Here is an 18,096-nt window from a genome sequence, read left to right as displayed (position 1 = left end):
TTCGCGGGCTACCGGCCCATGGTGTCGAAGGCGACATCCTTGGTCGCGATCGTCCCGGCCGTACGCCCTGGCGCCGTCTGGTAGGTCCAGTAGAGGTTCGTGTGCGCGATGACCTGCTCCGGCTGCGGCGCCCCCCACTCGGTCCTGTCGTCCGTCGTGTGGGCGTCGCTGACCAGTATCGCGTCGTACCCCCTGACGAACGCGCCATGGAGGGTCGAGCGGATGCAGGCATCGGTCTGTGCGCCGACGACGACCAGCCGTCCGACCTCGAGGCCCGACAGGACGGCCTCGAGGGTGGTGTCCTCGAAGGAGTCGCCGTAGCTCTTCTCGACGAGCGGCTCGGCGTCGCCCGGAGTCAGCTCCGAGACGATCCGCCAGCCATCGCTCCCCTTCACGAGATGCTCGTCGGCGTGCTGGACCCAGACAACCGGAATTCCTGCCTGCCGCGCCTGCTCGACGAGGCCGCCGATGTTCGCGACGACCGCGTCGCGCTCATGCGCCTTCTCGACGACGCCGCTCTGCACATCGACGACGAGGAGTGCCGTGTTCGGCCGGTCCGCGAGTGTGGTCATGGTCTCTCCTTGGTCCTGCCGAGTTGATCCTGGCGGTTCGGTCATGGTGGTTCGGTCATGCCGGGTCGGTCATGCCGCTCATGTCTCTTCGTACGGTAGCCCCGGCCACTGACAACGGGTCGGTCGCACGCGTAGGGCGGCGGTCCGCCCACGGGGTCACTCCGCTCCCGGAGCGTCGAGCAGACGGGTGCGGAAGAGGTCGAGCACCTCGTCCAGCGCCGCGCGGGTCGGCTGGCCGGGTTCGTCGATGAGGTGCCCGGTCAGTACTGAGTGCGGCGCCTGCGCGTAATGGGGATTCGCGGCGGAGTCGTCGAGTTCGACGGCGGTGAACGCATCGCCGAGTTCGCGGCGCAGAAAGTCGAACCGGTCACCCGGCACCATCCGGTCCCCGCGGAACCGCAGCCCCATGACCCGAAGACCGTCACGTTCGCAGCGGCCCCGGACGGCGGCGAGGTCCTCGGCGGAGATGTCGATGGTGGCCGCCCGGTTCTTGGTGACGGCCAGCGGGAGGGACGGCTGGGACAGGACGGGGGCGAGCAGGCGTTCATCGGTGGCCATGGCCAGGGCGAAGCCGCCGGTGAGGCACATGCCGACGGCCCCGACCCCGGGGCCGCCGCAGCGCTCGTGCTCATGCGCGGCCAGGGCCCGCAGCCAGGTCACCACGGGGGACGTCTTCCCGGTGGCCAGCACCGTGAATTCCCGGCTCACGCACACTTTCCCCACCGAGGAAGCCAGGTACCGCCCGAACTTCAGCCGCCCGGCCGCCGGGTCGGCCTCCCGGCCGGGCGTGCCGAAGAGCACCGGGAGCACGGCCGTGCAGCCGATCGCGGCCACGCGTTCCGCGAACTCCAGCACCTTGGGCGTGACGCCCGGAATCTCGGCAATCACGATCACGGCGGGTCCTGTGCCGCGCCGCAGAATCCGGTGGGTGACGCCGTCGTGGGCGAAGGTGCCGCGGTCGAAGCCGGTCAGATCATGGTCTGCCATGGAGTGCCGCCGTCCTGGTCGGTTGCTGGTCGAGCTGCGCCGTGGCTCGGGGCGCCCGGTGCCGTCGTGCCGTCGTGCCGTCGTGCCGTCGTGCCACGTAGATCAACGCGAGGCTACCCGGCGGAAGTTCCGGCCGGCCGGACAGGCTCGGACCACGGCCGAGCTGCCGGAACGCAGGCAACGGGCAGGTCATCCGGACGGCCGGATGACCGGTCGGCCGACCGGCTCAGGGCGCCAGGACCTTGTCCACGAAGAGGTGCAGATTGGTGAGGGTGCGGGTGATGCGCTCTTCCATCGTGAGTGACTCCTCATAACGCAGCAGTCCGCTCTGCTTCTTGCCCCGGAGGTAGAGAGAGCAGGCCAGGTCGGCGCAGAAGTAGGCGCCGACGGTGTTGCCCTGGCGGCCCGCGGCGCCGGCCCGGGGCGCGGCGAGCAGGGACACCCCCGATCCCGGATGGCCGGTCAGGCACATCGCGCAGGCGGTGGTCCTGGTGAAGCTCCGGTAGGCGGTCTGCGGGGTGCGGAGCGTGATGCCCACGAGATCGCCCGCGTACTCGGTCACGAGATAGCCGCGGTCGGGTGCTCCGGGGTCGCGCCAGCCCAGGAAGTCCAGGTCGGACCAAGGGAGTTCGGGCAGATCCCGCGGCACGCTGAGCCGGCGCGCCTCACCCTTCGAGCAGTTCACAAAGGAGGCACGGAGGTCTTTTTCGCCGAGGGGTTCCATGGTTGCGGAAGCTAACACTGCCCATTGCCCTGCGTCGCGGGATTTTTTGCGGCGCTCCGGCGTGCCTGAGGTGCGGGGCGTTGCGGACGGGGAGTGGTCCGGCTGCGGCAATTTTCGGTCATACCCGTGAGTTACCGATCACATTCACTGCGTGTTTGCATACAGTCCCGCCATGATGCATCGGCATGACAACCAACCGGTCTCCGGAGCGGCTGACTCCGGCCGGCCGGCCGCCGCTCTTCGGAGACGGCGGCACACCCGGGTCTGTGTGGGGGGCCGCTGATGGACCACGGGGAGCCGGACGTTCCGGCCGGGCCGGTGCGTGCCGCCGCGGCGGGCGGCCGGGTGCTCGTGGTCGGCGCGTATGCGGTGGACCTGGTGTTCCGGGAGCTGGCGGGTCCGGTGGCGTTCGGCGGCGAGGTCTGGGCCCAGGGGTTCGGCATGGTGCCCGGCGGGGCGTTCACCCTGGCCATGGGGTTACGGCGGCTGGGACGTGAGGCGGTGTGGGCCGCGGACTTCGGCGACGATGTCTTCAGCCAGCAGGTCCTGGCGGTGGCGCGCGCGGAGAAGATGAACGAGCAGGGCTTTCGGCACCACCCGCGCCCGGTGCGCAATGTCACGGTCGCGCTGTCCCGCCCGGATGACCGGGCGATGGTCGCCTACGAGGATCCCGTTGACGCCCGTCCGCTGGGTGAACTGATCGAGACCTACCGGCCGACGGCCCTGATGCTGCCGTTCCTGCAGTACGGCCCGGATGTCTCCGAGGCGCTGGATGTCGCGGCGCGGCTGGGGGCGACGGTGTTCATGGACTGTCAGGACTACCCGGGCAGCGTAGATGTGCCCGCGGTGCAGAAGGTGCTCGGCCAGGTCGATGTGTTCGCCCCGAATGCGGCGGAGGCGCTGCGGATGACCGGGGCCGGCACGGTGGGCGAGGCCGTGGAGGTGCTGGCGGGCCTGGTCTCCACGGTGGTCGTCAAGCAGGGCGGCCGGGGAGCCGTCGCGGCGGAGAACGGTGAACGGATCGCGCAGCGTGCCCTCCCGGTGGAGGTCGCGGACACCACGGGAGCGGGCGACTGCTTCAACGTGGGCTTCCTGCACCGCCGGCTGGCGGGCGCGTCGCTCGCCGAGTGCCTGGCCGCGGGCGTCGCCTGCGGTACGGCGTCGGTGACCGCCACGGGCTCCAGCGCCGCCCTGGACGCGGCGGGTCTGGAGCGGTGGACGGCGCGCCTTCCGGCGTGATGCGTACGCACTCCCGCGGCGGCTCCGTACGCACTGCGGCGACTCCGTGCGCGGTCCGGTGGCGGCGTGACGGTTCCCCGTCCGCATCCCGGCGGCAGCGAGACGGCTCCGTACGCATCCGGGTGACGGCTCCGTGCGCGGTCCGGCGGCGAGACGACTTCGTAGGCATTCCGACGACAACAGGGGCGATGGATGGCTGGACTGCTGACGGGCGAGCAGGCGGCGCGCGAGCCCGCGTCCGTGGACGGTGTCAGGGTGCTGGTGACCGACCTGGACGGCACGCTGCTGGGCGGGGACCCCGGCGACCGCCGGCGGCTGCGGGAGGCGCTGGACCGCCATCCGGAGATCACGGTGGTGTTCGCGACCGGCCGGGGGCTGTCCTCCGTCGAGGACGTCCTCGCCCGCGATCCGCTCGTCCCGCGGCCCCGGTGGATCATCGCGGACGTCGGTGCGAGCGTCATCGACGCCACCGACATGAGCCGCCTCGACGTCCTGCAGAACCAGCTGCGCACCGGATGGCCCGGACAGGACGGCGTACGGGCTGCCCTGGCACGCTTTCCCGGGCTCGTCCACCAGGACGGGGTGGCCCAGGACGGGCGCTGCTCGTTCTATCTCGCCCCGGAGCTGCTGTCTTCGGAGATCACCGCCGCGGTGGCTGCGCTCGGCTGCGGCTGGACCTACTCCGCCGGCCGCTACTTCGACGTCCTGCCCGCGTCGGCGAGCAAGGGCAACGCCCTCGCCTTGCTCGCGGGCAAGCTGCAATGGCCGATGGCGTCCATCCTGGTGGCCGGCGACTCCCTCAATGACCTGTCGCTGTTCCAGCTGGGCGCGCACGGTGTGATCATGGGCAACGCCGAGCCCGGCCTCCGCGAGCGGCTGCCGCCCCGCTCCCCCGTGCACCGGCCGGATCGGCAGGGTGCGGGCGCGATCCTGTCCGCCCTGGAGCGGCTGGGCTGGGTGGAACCCACCTTCCCCACCGTGATCGGCTACCACCGTCCGCCGGTGCACTGGGCCGGCGGATCATGGCAGCAGCCGGTGAGCCCCAACGGGATCCTGCCCACCTTGCAGGGCCTGTTCCACGCCGGCCGCGACAGCCTTGACGCCGTCTGGACGGCCGCCCTGGTCGGCGACTTCGCCGGCGCCCGGCCGGACCCGCACAACACCGGCCTCCCGCTGGCCTTTCTGCCGGTGACGCCCGCGCACTGGCAGGGTTACTTCCACCGCGCGTGCAAGGAGACGCTCTGGCCCGCCCTGATGTCGCGACCCGGTCTCATCCGGCACGACCCCTCGTCCTGGGCCGACTACGAGCGGGTCAACGCCGCGTTCGCCGATCACATCAGCGCCCATGCCGCCCGTGGCGCCACCGTCTGGCTCCACGACTACAACCTCTGGCTGGTCCCCGGCATCCTGCGCGCCGCACGGCCCGATCTGCGCCTCGGCCTGTTCCACCACACCCCGTTCCCCGCACCGGAGGTGTTCGCCCGTATCCCCACCGCGGAACGGATCCGTACCTCCCTGGCCTGCCTGGACTGGGCCGGCTTCCACACCGCCGACTACGCCACCCACTTCCGGCAGGCGCTCGCCGGGGTGCCCCGCCCGCCGCGCGTGGGGGTGCACCCGCTGCCCATCGACCGCGCGGCGGTCGAGACGCTGGCTCGCGCCCGCCCGCCCCGGCCCCTTGCCGACGGCTCCGCGCTGATCCTCTCGGTGGAACGCCTGGACTACGCCAAGGCTCCCCTGCAGAAGGTGCAGGCGCTCGCCACCCTGCTCTCCCAACGACCCGATCTGCGCGGCCGGTTGCGCTTCCGCCTCGTCTGCCCGCCGCCCGAACCGGGAATCCGCGCCTACGACACCACCCGCAGCCGCCTCGAACGCGCCGTCACCGCACTGAACCGGGCCTGGCGCACCGGCGGCTGGGAACCCGTCGACTACATCCCCGAGGCCCTGCCGTTCGCCGAGGTGGTCGACCACTACCTCGCTGCCGATGTGTTCTGGGTGACGTCGCTCGCCGACGGGATGAATCTGACGGCCAAGGAGTTCATCGCCGCGCAGGCTGCCGTCGGCCGCTCCGGAATGCTCGTTCTCTCCCGTCACGCCGGAGCCGCCGCGCAGTTCGGCTCCGCCGCGCTCCTCACGGATCCGCATTCCCGCCGCGATCTCGTCGAGACACTCGACCGCGCGCTGAGCATGCCTCCGGAGCAGCGCAGGAACCATCTCACCCGACTCGCCGGCCTGCTGGACGACCACACCCCGGCCCAGTGGGCCCGCCGGATCATCACCGCCATCCGGAGCGCCTGACACGGCGCCCGGTGCGCGGCGGCGGGCCCGGCCGGCCTGCGCCGAGGCCGGCCGGGCCCGCCGGTCCGTCGTGCGGGCGAACGGCGGATTCCCTTGTTACGGGGCCATCTCGTACGTCCCGGCCAGTGCCTCGACGCGCTCCCAGACGCGCGTCGAGCGTGCGTCGTCGACGACCGGGCGCCGGACCGCGCCGAGCGCCCAGCTCTGCTGTGCGGCGGTGGCGGAGTCCTTGCCGTGCAGTTCGACGGCGTGCGCGGAGAAGTCGCGTACGAGGACGGCGAACAGTTCGTCGAGGACATCCTCGTCGAGGCCGGTCAGACGTGCCTGTTCCAGGATCAGCTGGCCGTGCACGACCAGCGCGAACAGCTGGCCGACGGCGAGCAGCAGGTCGAGGTCGCGGCTCTGCTCCTCGTCCGGGGCGGCGGTGGTGACGAACTCGCAGAGGGCGTCGGCCTGTTCGCGGAAGCGGGCGACGTTGGGCACCTGGGTGTAGCTGTCGTAGGCGGGGCGCCAGTCGTGGAAGCGGATGGCGCCCAGGCCGCGGGCCGGTCCCTGGCGGAAGAGGAAGGCGTCGTCGGCCGCGTCGAGGCGGGTCGGCACGGGCGCGTACTCGGCCGGGTTGAGCAGGTGGTTGCCCATGAACTTGAGGATCAGGGCGAGGTTGACGTGGACCGTGCCCTCCAGCTTGGGCAGGCCCCGGATCTCGGTGGCGGCCTGCGCGAAGTAGGTGTCCTTCTCGAAGCCCTTGGCGGCGATGACGTCCCACATGAGGTCGATGACCTTCTCGCCCTCGGTGGTCACCTTCATCTTCGTCATCGGGTTGAAGAGCAGGTAGCGGCGGTCGTCGGGGCCGGCGGAGCGGAAGTAGTCGACGGCGCGGTCGCTGAACAGCTTCATCCCGACGAGGCGGACGTAGGCGTCGGTCAGCTCGCGGCGCACATGCGGGAAGGCGGTGACGGGGCGGCCGTAGAGGATGCGGTTCTGCGCATGGGTGACGGCCTCGTACATCGCGTGCTCGCAGATGCCGATCGAGGCGGTGCAGAGGTTGAACTTGCCGACGTTGACGGTGTTGAGGGCGGCGTCGAAGGCGGCGCGGCCGGTGTGCAGGACGTCGTCCGGGCCGACCGGGTAGTCGTCGAGGCGGAACTCGCTGACGTACTTGGAGGAGTCCACGACGTTCTTGACGAGGTGGTACGCCGGGTGACGGCTGTCGGCGGCGAAGAAGACATAGCCGTCCGGGCCCTCGATGTCGGTGCGGCGGCCGAAGACGGAGACCAGCCCGGCGGCGTTGCCGTTGCCGATGTAGTACTTGGAGCCGCTGGCGCGGAAGCCGCCGTTGCCGTCGGGCTCCAGCAGCATGTCGGTGGAGTAGATGTCGGCGCCGTGCGTCTTCTCGGACAGACCGAAGGCGAACACCTCGCCCTGGTCGAGGAGTTCGGCCGCACGGGCCCGGACGGTGGCGTTGTCGCTCTGCCAGACCGGGCCGAGGCCGAGGATGGTGACCTGCCAGGCGTACCAGTAGTCGAGCCCGTAGAAGCCGAAGATCTCGTTCAGGGCGGCTATCCGGGCGGTGTCCCAGCGCTTGTCCTGCTGCCCGTCGGCGGCGGCCGACGGGGTGAGGAAGGCCGCGAACAGTCCCTCCTTGGCGGAGAACGCGAGGAAGTCCGCCAGCCAGGCGCGGGAGCGGTAGTCCTCGATCAGCTTGCGCTTGCCGCGCTCCTCGAACCAGTCGACGGTGGCGCGCAGCAGCCTGCGGGTCTCGGGGTCGAAGTGCGCCGGGTCGTAGGTGCGGGGGTTGAACAGCAGCGGGTCGGCCATGGGTGGGTTCGCCTTTCCGGGGTGTGGGTTGAGGGGTGGCGGGCTGCGGTGCCGGCGCGCGGTCAGCGCTCGGAGCCGAGCCGGTGGAGGGTGGCGAGTACGTCGTCGAGCCAGGCGATCGTCATGCGTTCGTACGCGATGCCGCCGCGCAGCACGACGTGCTGGAGCTCCTGGCCGGCGTCGAGCGCGGCATCGGCTCCGGGAGCGGTGAAGTCGCGCCGCTCGCCTGCCAGATAGTGCGCGAGCCGGTCGGTGTGCGCCTGGTGGTGCCGCTCGACCTCCCGGATCAGCGCGGCCGGGTCGTCGAAGGCCGCTCCGCGGATCTTCACGGCGAGCTCGTGCCGGACGCTCTCGGGTTCGATCGGCTCGTGCAGCCACTGGGAGAGGGCCGCTCGCCCGAGGGCGGCGACGGAGTACACCTTCTTGTCCGGCCGGGCCTGCTGCGGCACCTCCCGGACGTCGATCCAGCCGTCGCTCTCCATGCGCTTGAGGACGCGGTAGATCTGCTGGTGGGTGGCGGTCCAGAAGTATCCGATGGACCGCTCGAAACGCCGGGACAGCTCGTAGCCGGAGCCCGGCTTCTCCAGCAGGGAGACGAGGATCGCGTGGTCGAGCGCCATGCCCCGATCCTGCTATGCAACTCGTTGCATAAACAAGCGGCGCAGCCCGGGTGAGACGCGGCTCACCCGGGCGGGACTCCGGCGAACGGGCGGTCGAGGCGCGGGCGGTCGAGGCGCGGGCGGGAGCATTCCGCGCCGGCGTGCAACCATCGTGCAACCTGGCAGCGGGTTGACTGGGCCACCGCCGGCATACCGCCTCGGTGACCGTGATCCGGACCGGCTCCGGAGGGTGCGCCGCCGACACGGGCTCCGGCGGGCGTTCGTTCTGGCTGGTCAGGAAGGGGTTGGCGGATGTACCACCACGGGATGCAGGATCTGCCGGTCGGCCGCTCGGCGACGGTGCCGGGGGCCCTTCGATGACTGCGGAGCGCGGGGACGGGGCGGCAGCGGAGGCGGCACGGATCGGGCTCACCGCGGCGGCCGTGGAGCTGCTGCGTCTGCTGCGCGCTCAGCACGGGCCGCTGATGTTCCACCAGTCCGGCGGCTGCTGCGACGGCAGCGCCCCCATGTGCTACCCGGCCGGGGAATTCCGTACCGGATCGTCGGATGTACTGCTGGCGCGGCTGGCCGTGGAGGGGGTGCCGGAGCGGGTGGGCTTCTGGATGTCGGCGGACCAGTTCGCGCGCTGGCGGCATACGCATCTGACCGTGGACGTCGTCCCGGGGCGGGGCAGCGGTTTCTCGCTGGAGGCGCCGGAGGGGGTGCGCTTTCTGATCCGGTCGCGGCTGTTCACCGAAGAGGAGCGGGCCGCGCTCGGGGAGTGAGGGTGGGACGGCAGTGGTGAGGCCCCGCGCACGGGGGAGAACGCGGAGCCTCACTTAGGAGAACGGGCAGAAGGCGGACGGGGTTCCCGGATCGGACGGAATCCTTACGGATTCGATGCGGCCGCGGGACGCCCCCGGCGGGGCCGACGCCCCTGACCACGGCTGCCAGTGTCACTGCCACTGCCACTGCCACTGCCACTGCCATCGGGGAATCCGGACGGCTCACGCCTCGTCCTGCACCAGCCGCTCCAGCATGTCCTGGAAGTCCACGTCCACGACCACCCGCAGCCCGTCGCCGTGCGGCTCGCTCAGCGGGGTCAGCACGCCCCGGCGCCACCAGAACACCTTGGGGCTGATGGCTCCCGCCGCATCCTCGTGCCCGGCCGCCGCGAACTGCGCCATGGCCTGGAGGGCCGGGATGACCTGGGCGTCCTGGATGCGGTGGAAGGCCAGCTGGTGCCGGAACGGCATCGCGACCAGCGCACCGTCCGGGGTGAGATCCGTGCCCATGAGCCGCCGCACGAGGTCGTCGAGCACCAGCACCCGGCTCGCGGTGAAGAACGAGTCGCCGAGCAGCACCTCGAACGCCGAGCCGTCGCCGCGGCGCACCGTCTCGTGCCCCTCCACCGGCAGCGCGCGCAGATTGTTCATCGCCCGGATCCGCAGCTCGGCCACGTCCCCGAGATCGGCCAGCGAGTCCTCGCTCAGCGTCTGCACCGCCTCGGGCAGATCGAGGGCGAGCACCTCACGCAGGCCCGGGGCATGCTCGCGTCCGTACCGGAAGGAGTCCGAGGCGGGCAGCGTCTCCTGGGCCACGATGCGGGGGTAGAGGCAGGCCCGGATCTCTTCCTCGGAGAGGATCTCCAGCGGCTGCGGGCCGTCCATGGTGCGCAGGACCTTGCCGACGTGGTCGCGGATCAGCGCGGGCCAGCTGCGCTCACCGCGCCGGTCGCGGTGGCAGACTGCGGCGAGGTTGCCGAGGCCGAACTGACGGCCCGCGGAGTCGGTGACCACCCCTGCGTACGCGGTGACTTCCAGGCCCAGTTCGGCGAAGGCCTGCCGCACCTGCGATCTGAAGAAGCCGCCCTCGCGCTCGGAGAAGAAGGTGAACTCGGCATCGCGTGCGACGTCGCGGGAATCCCGTTTCGGTCCTCGGCGGAACAGTCCCATCTCTTCCTCCCGGCAGCGGCCACGAACGACGGCCATGATGGGCCGATCGTAACGGGTGCGTCCGCCGCACCGGGCATGCTCCTCCTCCTGCTCGGAGGCGGTACGGGAACGGCGCGGCGGCGGTACCGACGCCGCCTGCGCCCGCGCACGCCTCCACCGGGCGCCCGCCCGCCGTCCCGGCGGTCGTACGGGGGCCGGGACGGCGGGACTTCGGGCCTACTTGCCGTGCGTCCGGCCGCCGATGGTGACGTCGATGCAGGCGTAGAAGGCGTTCGCGGTATCGGCGATGTTCCAGACCGCGAGGATCTTCTGCTTGCCGGTGATGCCTCCGAAGTTGACCGTGTGGGTGACCGTCGCGGGCGGCTGCGCACCGCCGTCGTTGAATTCGGCGACCTTCTTGCCGCCGACGAAGTACTGCCAGGTGCTGGTGGCATGACGCGCCGTCAGCTTCCAGTTGAAGGTCTGGGAGCTGCCGACCGGGGTGACCTGCCAGCCCTTGGAGTCGTCGTCGAGGTCGGCGAACTGGCTGTTGCCGCCGCTGCAACTGGTCAGCCCCTTGGGCCCCTCGACGCTCTGCGGCTCCCATTTGATCGGGCCGCATTCGATGGTGCCGGCGGCGCATTGCGCCTGCCTGCTGGGCGGAGTGGAGACATAGCCGTGGGCGCCGGCCGGGGCGGCCGGCATGGTGACGACGAGGAACGGAGCGATTGCGGCGCCGATGGCGACGGCCAGCCTTCTCTTCCGGTTCATGTCAACTGTCAACCCTTTCGCGCGCGTTGAGTGGGGGTGAGGGGGATGACGCGAGGGTGGCCCAATTGGTCTAGACTTTACTCTCTGACCGCGTACGGTCAAGAGGCGCGACCCGCTCCGCGGACCCTCCGCGCAGACCCTCTCCGCACACCGAAGGCACGCCCACCGAAGGCACGCACCCGGACGGCACGCCCAGCGAAAACACTCGTGTTGAAAGCCCCTTGCGAAGGGAGGAGAATTCTGGGTTGACGCGCCGCTCGTTCCGACGTGCCGCATGTTCCGCGAGCGGACGTGCCGCATGTTCCGCGAGCGGACGTGCCGCTTGTTCTGCGAGCGGAGGAGGCCATGACGTCGTCTGCTGCCCCGCCCCCTGCGGGCCCCTCCGGCGGAGCGCCCTCGGCCGGCACGGACAAGGGCCTCAAGGGTGGCGCACTCGGACTGTTCTCCAGCACCGTGATCGGTCTGGCGTCCACCGCCCCCGCCTACAGCCTGGCCGCCACGCTCGGCGTCATCGTCGCCATCGTCGGCGTCCAGTCGCCGGTCATCATCATCCTGGCGTTCATCCCCATGTTCTTGATCGCCTACGGCTACAAGGGGCTCAATCAGGTCGACCCGGACTGCGGGACCACCTTCACTTGGGCCTCACGGGCGTTCGGGCCGCACACCGGCTGGCTGGGCGGCTGGGGCATCGTCGCCGCGGACATCATCGTCATGGCGAATCTGGCGCAGATCGCCGGCCAGTACGGGTTCGAGCTGGTCGGCGCCCCGGGGCTGGCGCGCAGCACGCTGTGGACCATGGTGGCCGGTGTGGTGTGGATCGCCCTGATGACGTGGATCTGCTACATCGGCATCGAGGTATCGGCCAACCTCCAGAAGGTCCTGCTGACCGTCGAGGTGCTGATGCTGCTGGTGCTCGCGGTGACGGCGCTGGTGAAGGTCTACTCGGGCACGGCGCCCGGCTCGTCCCTGCACATCGCCTGGTCGTGGTTCGACCCCACACAGGTCAGATCCCTGGACGCCTTCACCACGGGCATCCTCACCACCGTGTTCATCTACTGGGGCTGGGACAGCTGCGTCTCCGTCAACGAGGAGACCGCGGACCGTACGCGCACCCCGGGACGCGCCGCGGTCGCCTCCACGGTCATCCTGCTGTGCGTCTATCTCCTGGTCGCCACGTCCGCGCAGAGCTTCGCCGGCGTGAAGACCACCGGCATCGGGCTGGCCAATCCGGAGAACTCCTCGGATGTGCTGTCCCACCTCGGCAACGAGGTCTTCGGCAGCGGCGCGGGCGGCCAGGCGCTGACCAAGCTGCTGATCCTGATGGTGCTGACCTCCGCCGCGGCATCCACCCAGACGACCATCCTGCCCACGGCCCGTACCACGCTCTCGATGGCCACGTTCAAGGCCCTGCCCAGCCACTTCGCCCGCATCCATCCCCGCTTCCTGACGCCGACGTGGTCCACCGTCGGCATGGGCCTGGCCTCCATCGTCTTCTTCGTGCTGCTGTCGCGGGTGAGCGAGAACCTGCTGGCGGACTCCATCGGGTCGGTCGGCCTGATGATTGCCTTCTACTACGGGCTCACCGGCTTCGCCTGCGTCTGGTACTTCCGCAAGGTGCTCCGGCTCAGCCCCCGAGCCCTGTGGACCAAGGGGATCATGCCGGGCCTGGGCGGCGTGATGCTGCTGTACTTCTTCGTCTACGCCTGTGTCGTCTACGCCGCCCCGGACTACGGCAGCACCTCATGGACCCTGCCGTTCCCGCCGCACTGGCAGCTCGGCGGCGTCTTCGTCACCGGCCTCGGCGCGCTGATCCTCGGCGCCGTCCTGATGCTGATTTACCGCGTGCTCAGCCCCGCATTCTTCCGTAAGGAAATCATTGTGGTCTCGGCCCATGAGAAGGACGAGGAAAAGCGAAGCTGACATCCGCGGACACGGCCTCCAGGGCCGCGCTTTCGCCGTCGAAGCATTCCTGGACCGCCGGTCCGTGCCGCATTGCCGCTCTCGTCGTCCGAGAAGCCTCTCGGACCTCTCCCCCACCCGGCAATTCGACTCCACGCAAAGCCTCCCGACAGCTACCGGAATTTCCCCCACAATCCCCCACAAGCCCGCCTGACCTCGCACAATGCCCTCTCGGATGCCGACCCGTAGACGACGTGTCAGTCTGGTTCAGGAGGCCGCGTGTCGGCTGGCGCGGACCGCGGCGACTTTCGCGCAAAGGAGCCCGACATGGCCACTCACGCCGGGGAAACCCCGATGGGCAGCACACCTCGCACCGGCGAAAGTACCGCCGCGGCGGGGTGGACCCTCTTCGCCGCGGTGCTGATGATATTCGGCGGCATCATGGCGATTTTCGAGGGCATCTCCGCCATCGCCACGAACAGGATATTCGTCACCACGCCCCAATACGTCTTCCAGTTCAACCTGCACGCATGGGGCTGGATCCATCTCATCCTCGGCATCGTCGTCGCCATCGCGGGCATCGCGCTGTTCAGCGGCGCCACCTGGGCGCGCGTCGTCGGTGTGATCGTGGCGGGCGTGAGCATGGTCCTCAACTTCATCTGGCTGCCCTACTTCCCCTTGTGGGCCATCGTCGTGATCGCGATCGACGCCTTCGTCATCTGGGCGCTGTGCACGTCCTCGCAGCGACTCGTCGGGGACTGAGACCGCTCCCCCGCAGACGGATGCGGCGCCGCACAGGTCCGTGCGGCGCCGTCGGTGTGCGCGCCGCGGGCTGGGGGGCTTCTCCGCGACGGCCGCGCGGTGTCGCGCGATGTCGGGACGTGGCCGTGATGCACGGGGATACGTGTGGGCGCGCCAGGACGTTCCTGTATACGCCCGGATGTGCCGTGGATACGCCCGCAGTCCGGGAGCGGGAGGAAGGCTCCGGCGGCAATGCCGGAGCGGCCCGATTCGGACGATCCCCCGCATCTATCCGCCGCTGACTCCTGACCTGCGCCTTTTGCGCTGAAGGCCCGCTGGCCTGCGAAAACGCATCCCGGCGGGTCTCGTCATATCCCGATAACTCCCTGGTCCATGTGCACGGCATGTGCACGATGGCCGCCCCTACCGAAACCCCCGTCACACGCCGTGGCGGGGGTTCTTTATGCCCTCGGAAAGGGTGATCACGATGACGCTGCCCCACTGGGACACCCAGGAACTCAAGATCGTCATGCAGGCCAAGCGGACCCTCACCGAAGAGGAAGTCGCCCGCCGAGCGGCCGAACACCACGCGGAAGACCTTCCGGCCCGAGAGCGCTTCGAGGCGCTCGCAGGCAGATGAGCACCCGAACGAAATGGTCGATCGTCTGGGGCGGCTGGGTGGCGTACTTCGTGGCCGCCGAGGTGGCCGCAATCCGTACCGCCGAGTACGACGCCCCGCTGACCGCACACATGCGTTACGCCCTGGGCGCGAAGAAGCACCCGCTCATACGCACCGCAGGGCAAGCCGCACTCCTCGGCGGAGTCGTGTGGCTGGTCGACCACCTCTACCGAGGGATCGAGCCGTGAAGCACTGCAAAGACTGCCTGACCGAGCGGGTAGAGCCCGGGCCCGGCTATCACCGTCCTGCGCCGCACCCCGGCCCCCGCTGCGCCACGCACTGGCGAGCCGAACAGAAGCGCCGCAAGGAAGCCGCACACGCCTCACGCGTAGCCAACGTCTACGGGCTCGGCCACCGCGACTACGACCGCCTCAAAGAACTCCAGGGCGGCGTCTGCGCCATCTGCCAAAGAGCCACAGGGGCCACCAGGAGATTGAGCGTTGATCATGACCACAAGACCGGAGCTGTTCGAGGACTGCTCTGCCGACCCTGCAACAACATGCTCGGACACGGCAGAGACTCCAAAGACTTTTTCGCCAGGGCAGTCGCCTATCTCATCGCACCCCCGGCGCACAGGCTCGCACCGGAAGCCGACCAGTAACTACAGATTCACCGTGCTTGCCATGGCCGCAGTGCTGATGTTCCTCATCCTCTGCAGCACGGTGATGGACCTCGTGAACGGAACGACACCATGAGCAGCTACCGCGAAGGTCAGTTGGCAGAGCAGCGCCACCAGTTCCTCGACCTGGACCCCAACCTTCAGGCCAAGTGGCACAGGCGGGATCACCTCGCCCAGGTTCTCGCAGAGTGCGGCTACCCCGCTGACGACATCAAGGCCATGGCCAGTGTCATCGCTGACGCCTACGAGCGGTACGGGCATGGATGAAGCCAACGAGTGGCTCATGGGAAGCGCAGACAAGCCCGCTCGGCGGTCGGCCCCAGCAATGGAGGGGCTGGCCACCGAAATCGCAGGCAGGGTTAAGGAACTCTTCTACGCCTACGACAACCGGGAAAGCGCCGACAACCGGTCCGCGCAGGCCCACCTCGGACCCTCCGAGATCGGCACCCCATGTGACCGGCGCATAGCCATGTCCCTGATGCAGGTCCCTCCCGTCAACCCCGGCGGCGACGGGTGGGCCGCCTTCGTCGGCACCTGCATACACGCCGGCCTCGCCGACATGTTCCGGTGGGCCGACCACGGGACCGGCCGCTACGCCACAGAGATGCCCCTGACCCTGCCCTCCGCGACCGTGCCCAAAGGGACCGGGGATCTCCTGGACAGGACGATGCTCCTGTTCGCCGACCACAAATGCATGGGCAACTCGTCCCTCAGCAAGCTCAGGCTCGACGGGCCCTCCAACACGTACCGCGTCCAGGTCCACACCTACGCGTACGCCGCCATCCGCGACGGCGAGCACGTAGAGCACGTCGCCATCGTCGCGTGGCCACGCGAGGCCAGCTCACTCAAGGGCCTGCACGTCTGGACCGAGCCGTACGACGAGTCGATCGCCCTGGCCGCTCTGGCCAGAGCCGATGACATCGCTGCCCGAGCACACCACCTCGGCCGGGACGGCAATCCACGCCGATTCGACGCGTTCACCACGGCCGACGACTGCCGGTTCTGCCCCTTCAAAACGAACACCGCCAAAGGCTGCAAAGGACACACCCAATGACGTACCCAACCCCCGGCCCCACGCCCGACCCGTCCGACTGGCTCATGGGAGGCGGCACCAAGTCCGCATCCTTCAACGGCCCGCCGCCGATCAGCTGGTCCGGCGCCATCACCACCGAGCCGGTACTCGTCCAGAAGCGGGACTTCGACACGAACGAGCCGCTGTTCTGGCCCGACGGCAGACCCAAGCAGATGCTCCAGGTCAACATCCAGACCGACGAGCGAGACCCGCAGGACCCGGACGACGAAGGCGTACGAGCCCTGTACCTGGAATACCGCAAGGCGAACGCCGTGCGGGACGCAGTACGGGCGGCCGGGGCCCGCAAGCTCGAAGTGGGCGGGCTCCTCGCGCTCACGTACACGGGCGATGACCTGGCCGCGAAGAAGGGCCGGGGCATGCCGCCGAAGAACTACAGCGCCACCTACACCGCGCCAGACCCGCTCGCCCAGACCGCTCCGGGCGACATCGGCGCATGGGCAGCAGCCGCAGCCCCCGCACCGCAGCCGCAGCCGCCCGCCCCGTAGCGGCAGGCATAGACCCGCGACTGAAGTCCTTCCTTGAGTCCCGGGGCATCCAGACCGCGAACCTGGACCAGGCCACGGCCGAGATGATCGCCAAGAGCCTCCCCCAGTAAAGGGGCACCGGGAAGCCGCTTGACCGTGTTCGGGGCGCCGGGGCGCACAGACGGCGGGTTACGTGCGCGCACCGAGGGAGGGGGAGGCGGCACCCGGCGAGTGGTGCCGCCGGGATCCCCCCTCCCTCGCATTCGGACCTTTCTCTTCACACCACAGGAATCCCGTTATGCCGGGAAAGAAGCCTTGCCATCACTGCGGGCAACTCGCAGAGATGACGGAAGCCGAGTACAGGGCCGACCGGGCCGATGCCTACCGCGAGGCCAACGGCCTCATACGGTCCGTTGTCGGCGAGATCGGCGACGACGAAAACGCGGCCATGACCATCCTCGCCGTCGCCGAATTCCTCTGCGGCGACAACATCAACCAGGGAGGTTCGTGATGCCTCTCAAGGAATGGCTGGCCGTGGCCGTGTCCATCGCCTCAGTCATCGCCTACGGGTCCATCACCTTCCACCTCATCCGCACGCGGAACCGGTCCCGGGATGACCAACCTCGTCGGTGACGCGCTCAACTGCGCACAACGCGGCTGGTACATCTTCCCCCTACCGCCCGGCGAGAAGTTCGACAAGCGGCTCCGCTGGTCCCAAGCAGCCACCAACGACGTCACACAGATAGCCCGTTGGTGGTCGGCACGCCCCGCTTCGAACATCGGCCTCGCGTGCAAACCGTCCGGGCTCCTGGTCGTCGACTGCGACCTGAAGGACGACGGCGACGGGTGGGACCAGTACACGCAACTGGCATCCCGCTACGCCGGCCACGACTCGTGGAAGGCGTTCGAGACGTACACCGTGCGCACCGGTGGCGGTGGCGCCCACCTCTACTACCGGTGGCCCCCGCACATGCAGGCGTCGCAGGGCAGCATCTCCACCCACGTCGACATCCGATCCAACGGCGGCCAGCGAGGCGGCTACGTCCTCGCCGCAGGATCCGGCACAGACAAAGGCCGCTACGAAGTAGAGAACCCCGTACCCATCATCGACGCGCCCCTGTGGCTGGTCGAACTCGTACGGGAGAAACCACCTCTGCCACGCCCCCCGAGGCCGCCGGTGCGGCCACCCGGGGAAGCGGCCTGGCATGGGCTGGTGACAACCGTCAGCACGGCACCCGAAGGAGACCGCAATAACGCGCTGCTGTGGGCAGCGCGGTCAATGGTCTCCGACGGCGCCCCCGAATCAACCATCTTGGACGTGCTGCTATCCCCAGCCACAGCGAACGGCCTAGGGGAAAGGGAAGTGCGTCAAACGATCCGGTCCGCATGCCGGTTGCAGCAGCTGAAAGAGGGACCATGACCACTCCCCCGCCCGAAGAATTCATCGTCGCAGCCCGCGAAATGGCCGCACCGCTGGCGCAACTCGAAGAGATCGAGAAGCGAATAGCCGGATACCACGCCGTCATTGACGAGTACACCGAACTCATCAAGCTCGAACAAGCCAACCTCGCCGCGGCAAGGGGAGCCGTCGAAGAAAAGGCGCGAGTCGTCGCCGAACGACTGCCCGCCAGCAAGACAACAACCGCACGGCCCAACTGA

General features: G+C 69.5%; 21 protein-coding genes. 14 read left to right on the top strand and 7 right to left on the bottom strand.

Annotated features, from left to right (window positions below; genetic code table 11):
• Positions 1 to 8: 8 nt before the first annotated feature.
• From AC5677_RS34540 to AC5677_RS34530, 3 genes are all read right to left on the bottom strand, one after another.
• Positions 9 to 572 carry an isochorismatase family protein gene (locus tag AC5677_RS34540; protein WP_497191822.1) on the bottom strand — a complete coding sequence of 188 codons (564 nt, stop codon included), beginning with the start codon at positions 570 to 572 and terminating at the stop codon, positions 9 to 11.
• Positions 573 to 728: 156 nt separating this feature from the next.
• Positions 729 to 1,559, bottom strand: coding sequence for a dienelactone hydrolase family protein (locus AC5677_RS34535; RefSeq protein ID WP_497191821.1), 831 nt, complete (start codon positions 1,557 to 1,559; stop codon positions 729 to 731).
• A 226-nt stretch (positions 1,560 to 1,785) separates the two neighbouring features.
• The gene (locus AC5677_RS34530) at positions 1,786 to 2,283 is read right to left on the bottom strand and encodes an FBP domain-containing protein (protein WP_497191820.1); all 498 of its coding nucleotides are present in this window, start codon (positions 2,281 to 2,283) and stop codon (positions 1,786 to 1,788) included.
• 282 nt (positions 2,284 to 2,565) lie between these two features.
• On the opposite strand from AC5677_RS34530, the gene AC5677_RS34525 reads away from it, so the two are divergent.
• Both AC5677_RS34525 and AC5677_RS34520 read left to right on the top strand, forming a co-directional pair.
• Positions 2,566 to 3,522: a carbohydrate kinase family protein gene (locus AC5677_RS34525; protein WP_497191819.1), complete on the top strand. Its 957-nt coding sequence runs from the start codon at positions 2,566 to 2,568 to the stop codon at positions 3,520 to 3,522.
• Positions 3,523 to 3,714: 192 nt separating this feature from the next.
• Positions 3,715 to 5,820, top strand: a complete 2,106-nt coding sequence (locus AC5677_RS34520) for a trehalose-6-phosphate synthase (RefSeq protein WP_497191818.1) — start codon at positions 3,715 to 3,717, stop codon at positions 5,818 to 5,820.
• Between the two features lie 96 nt (positions 5,821 to 5,916).
• On the opposite strand, the gene AC5677_RS34515 is transcribed toward AC5677_RS34520, so the two are convergent.
• Positions 5,917 to 7,638, bottom strand: a complete 1,722-nt coding sequence (locus AC5677_RS34515) for an acyl-CoA dehydrogenase family protein (RefSeq protein WP_497191817.1) — start codon at positions 7,636 to 7,638, stop codon at positions 5,917 to 5,919.
• Positions 7,639 to 7,700: 62 nt separating this feature from the next.
• Entirely contained in the window at positions 7,701 to 8,258 is a 558-nt protein-coding gene (locus tag AC5677_RS34510; protein WP_497191816.1) for a PadR family transcriptional regulator, read from the bottom strand.
• 356 nt (positions 8,259 to 8,614) lie between these two features.
• Between AC5677_RS34510 and AC5677_RS34505 the strand changes: the two genes are divergently transcribed.
• Positions 8,615 to 9,022: a DUF779 domain-containing protein gene (locus AC5677_RS34505; protein ID WP_497191815.1), complete on the top strand. Its 408-nt coding sequence runs from the start codon at positions 8,615 to 8,617 to the stop codon at positions 9,020 to 9,022.
• A 222-nt stretch (positions 9,023 to 9,244) separates the two neighbouring features.
• Here AC5677_RS34505 and AC5677_RS34500 read toward each other — a convergent pair whose 3' ends face one another.
• Together AC5677_RS34500 and AC5677_RS34495 are read right to left on the bottom strand one after the other, a co-directional pair.
• Complete coding sequence (locus AC5677_RS34500) at positions 9,245 to 10,192, bottom strand: DUF1444 domain-containing protein (protein WP_497196864.1); 948 nt, start codon at positions 10,190 to 10,192, stop codon at positions 9,245 to 9,247.
• Between the two features lie 216 nt (positions 10,193 to 10,408).
• Positions 10,409 to 10,942 carry a lytic polysaccharide monooxygenase auxiliary activity family 9 protein gene (locus tag AC5677_RS34495; protein ID WP_497191814.1) on the bottom strand — a complete coding sequence of 178 codons (534 nt, stop codon included), beginning with the start codon at positions 10,940 to 10,942 and terminating at the stop codon, positions 10,409 to 10,411.
• 345 nt (positions 10,943 to 11,287) lie between these two features.
• On the opposite strand from AC5677_RS34495, the gene AC5677_RS34490 reads away from it, so the two are divergent.
• From AC5677_RS34490 to AC5677_RS34440, 11 genes are all read left to right on the top strand, one after another.
• Positions 11,288 to 12,862, top strand: coding sequence for an APC family permease (locus AC5677_RS34490; RefSeq protein WP_497191813.1), 1,575 nt, complete (start codon positions 11,288 to 11,290; stop codon positions 12,860 to 12,862).
• Positions 12,863 to 13,195: 333 nt separating this feature from the next.
• Positions 13,196 to 13,603, top strand: a complete 408-nt coding sequence (locus AC5677_RS34485; RefSeq protein WP_497196863.1) for a DUF7144 family membrane protein — start codon at positions 13,196 to 13,198, stop codon at positions 13,601 to 13,603.
• Between the two features lie 466 nt (positions 13,604 to 14,069).
• Positions 14,070 to 14,222, top strand: a complete 153-nt coding sequence (locus AC5677_RS34480; RefSeq protein WP_497191812.1) for a hypothetical protein — start codon at positions 14,070 to 14,072, stop codon at positions 14,220 to 14,222.
• Entirely contained in the window at positions 14,219 to 14,449 is a 231-nt protein-coding gene (locus AC5677_RS34475) for a hypothetical protein (protein ID WP_497191811.1), read from the top strand. Before AC5677_RS34480 ends, AC5677_RS34475 begins: the two co-directional genes overlap by 4 nt.
• A complete protein-coding gene (locus AC5677_RS34470; protein ID WP_497191810.1) occupies positions 14,410 to 14,862 on the top strand; it encodes an endonuclease VII domain-containing protein in 453 nt (150 codons plus the stop codon). The genes AC5677_RS34475 and AC5677_RS34470 overlap by 40 nt, the downstream gene beginning before the upstream one ends.
• A gap of 90 nt (positions 14,863 to 14,952) precedes the next feature.
• Entirely contained in the window at positions 14,953 to 15,147 is a 195-nt protein-coding gene (locus tag AC5677_RS34465) for a hypothetical protein (protein ID WP_497191809.1), read from the top strand.
• Positions 15,140 to 15,934 carry a hypothetical protein gene (locus tag AC5677_RS34460; RefSeq protein ID WP_497191808.1) on the top strand — a complete coding sequence of 265 codons (795 nt, stop codon included), beginning with the start codon at positions 15,140 to 15,142 and terminating at the stop codon, positions 15,932 to 15,934. Before AC5677_RS34465 ends, AC5677_RS34460 begins: the two co-directional genes overlap by 8 nt.
• On the top strand, positions 15,931 to 16,458 hold the full coding sequence (locus tag AC5677_RS34455; protein ID WP_497191807.1) for a hypothetical protein: 528 nt from the start codon (positions 15,931 to 15,933) through the stop codon (positions 16,456 to 16,458). Before AC5677_RS34460 ends, AC5677_RS34455 begins: the two co-directional genes overlap by 4 nt.
• A gap of 322 nt (positions 16,459 to 16,780) precedes the next feature.
• Positions 16,781 to 16,948 carry a hypothetical protein gene (locus AC5677_RS34450; protein ID WP_497191806.1) on the top strand — a complete coding sequence of 56 codons (168 nt, stop codon included), beginning with the start codon at positions 16,781 to 16,783 and terminating at the stop codon, positions 16,946 to 16,948.
• A 102-nt stretch (positions 16,949 to 17,050) separates the two neighbouring features.
• Positions 17,051 to 17,857 (top strand): bifunctional DNA primase/polymerase, encoded by an 807-nt coding sequence (locus AC5677_RS34445; RefSeq protein ID WP_497191805.1) that lies wholly within the window; start codon positions 17,051 to 17,053, stop codon positions 17,855 to 17,857.
• Complete coding sequence (locus AC5677_RS34440; RefSeq protein ID WP_497191804.1) at positions 17,854 to 18,096, top strand: hypothetical protein; 243 nt, start codon at positions 17,854 to 17,856, stop codon at positions 18,094 to 18,096. Before AC5677_RS34445 ends, AC5677_RS34440 begins: the two co-directional genes overlap by 4 nt.

Source organism: Streptomyces sp. JLSY215 (genome assembly GCF_059682825.1).
The sequence above is the reverse complement of the archived record's forward strand: the minus strand, read 5'-3'. Positions and strand labels throughout refer to the sequence as shown.

Excerpts from the sequence above, each read along its gene's own strand:
- AC5677_RS34540 (WP_497191822.1), bottom strand. The coding sequence starts at position 572 with ATGACCACACTCGCGGACCGGCCGAACACGGCACTCCTCGTCGTCGAT.
- AC5677_RS34535 (WP_497191821.1), bottom strand. The coding sequence starts at position 1,559 with ATGGCAGACCATGATCTGACCGGCTTCGACCGCGGCACCTTCGCCCAC.
- AC5677_RS34530 (WP_497191820.1), bottom strand. The coding sequence starts at position 2,283 with ATGGAACCCCTCGGCGAAAAAGACCTCCGTGCCTCCTTTGTGAACTGC.
- AC5677_RS34525 (WP_497191819.1), top strand. The coding sequence starts at position 2,566 with ATGGACCACGGGGAGCCGGACGTTCCGGCCGGGCCGGTGCGTGCCGCC.
- AC5677_RS34520 (WP_497191818.1), top strand. The coding sequence starts at position 3,715 with ATGGCTGGACTGCTGACGGGCGAGCAGGCGGCGCGCGAGCCCGCGTCC.
- AC5677_RS34515 (WP_497191817.1), bottom strand. The coding sequence starts at position 7,638 with ATGGCCGACCCGCTGCTGTTCAACCCCCGCACCTACGACCCGGCGCAC.
- AC5677_RS34510 (WP_497191816.1), bottom strand. The coding sequence starts at position 8,258 with ATGGCGCTCGACCACGCGATCCTCGTCTCCCTGCTGGAGAAGCCGGGC.
- AC5677_RS34505 (WP_497191815.1), top strand. The coding sequence starts at position 8,615 with ATGACTGCGGAGCGCGGGGACGGGGCGGCAGCGGAGGCGGCACGGATC.
- AC5677_RS34500 (WP_497196864.1), bottom strand. The coding sequence starts at position 10,192 with ATGGGACTGTTCCGCCGAGGACCGAAACGGGATTCCCGCGACGTCGCA.
- AC5677_RS34495 (WP_497191814.1), bottom strand. The coding sequence starts at position 10,942 with ATGAACCGGAAGAGAAGGCTGGCCGTCGCCATCGGCGCCGCAATCGCT.
- AC5677_RS34490 (WP_497191813.1), top strand. The coding sequence starts at position 11,288 with ATGACGTCGTCTGCTGCCCCGCCCCCTGCGGGCCCCTCCGGCGGAGCG.
- AC5677_RS34485 (WP_497196863.1), top strand. The coding sequence starts at position 13,196 with ATGGGCAGCACACCTCGCACCGGCGAAAGTACCGCCGCGGCGGGGTGG.
- AC5677_RS34480 (WP_497191812.1), top strand. The coding sequence starts at position 14,070 with ATGACGCTGCCCCACTGGGACACCCAGGAACTCAAGATCGTCATGCAG.
- AC5677_RS34475 (WP_497191811.1), top strand. The coding sequence starts at position 14,219 with ATGAGCACCCGAACGAAATGGTCGATCGTCTGGGGCGGCTGGGTGGCG.
- AC5677_RS34465 (WP_497191809.1), top strand. The coding sequence starts at position 14,953 with ATGAGCAGCTACCGCGAAGGTCAGTTGGCAGAGCAGCGCCACCAGTTC.
- AC5677_RS34460 (WP_497191808.1), top strand. The coding sequence starts at position 15,140 with ATGGATGAAGCCAACGAGTGGCTCATGGGAAGCGCAGACAAGCCCGCT.
- AC5677_RS34455 (WP_497191807.1), top strand. The coding sequence starts at position 15,931 with ATGACGTACCCAACCCCCGGCCCCACGCCCGACCCGTCCGACTGGCTC.
- AC5677_RS34450 (WP_497191806.1), top strand. The coding sequence starts at position 16,781 with ATGACGGAAGCCGAGTACAGGGCCGACCGGGCCGATGCCTACCGCGAG.
- AC5677_RS34445 (WP_497191805.1), top strand. The coding sequence starts at position 17,051 with ATGACCAACCTCGTCGGTGACGCGCTCAACTGCGCACAACGCGGCTGG.
- AC5677_RS34440 (WP_497191804.1), top strand. The coding sequence starts at position 17,854 with ATGACCACTCCCCCGCCCGAAGAATTCATCGTCGCAGCCCGCGAAATG.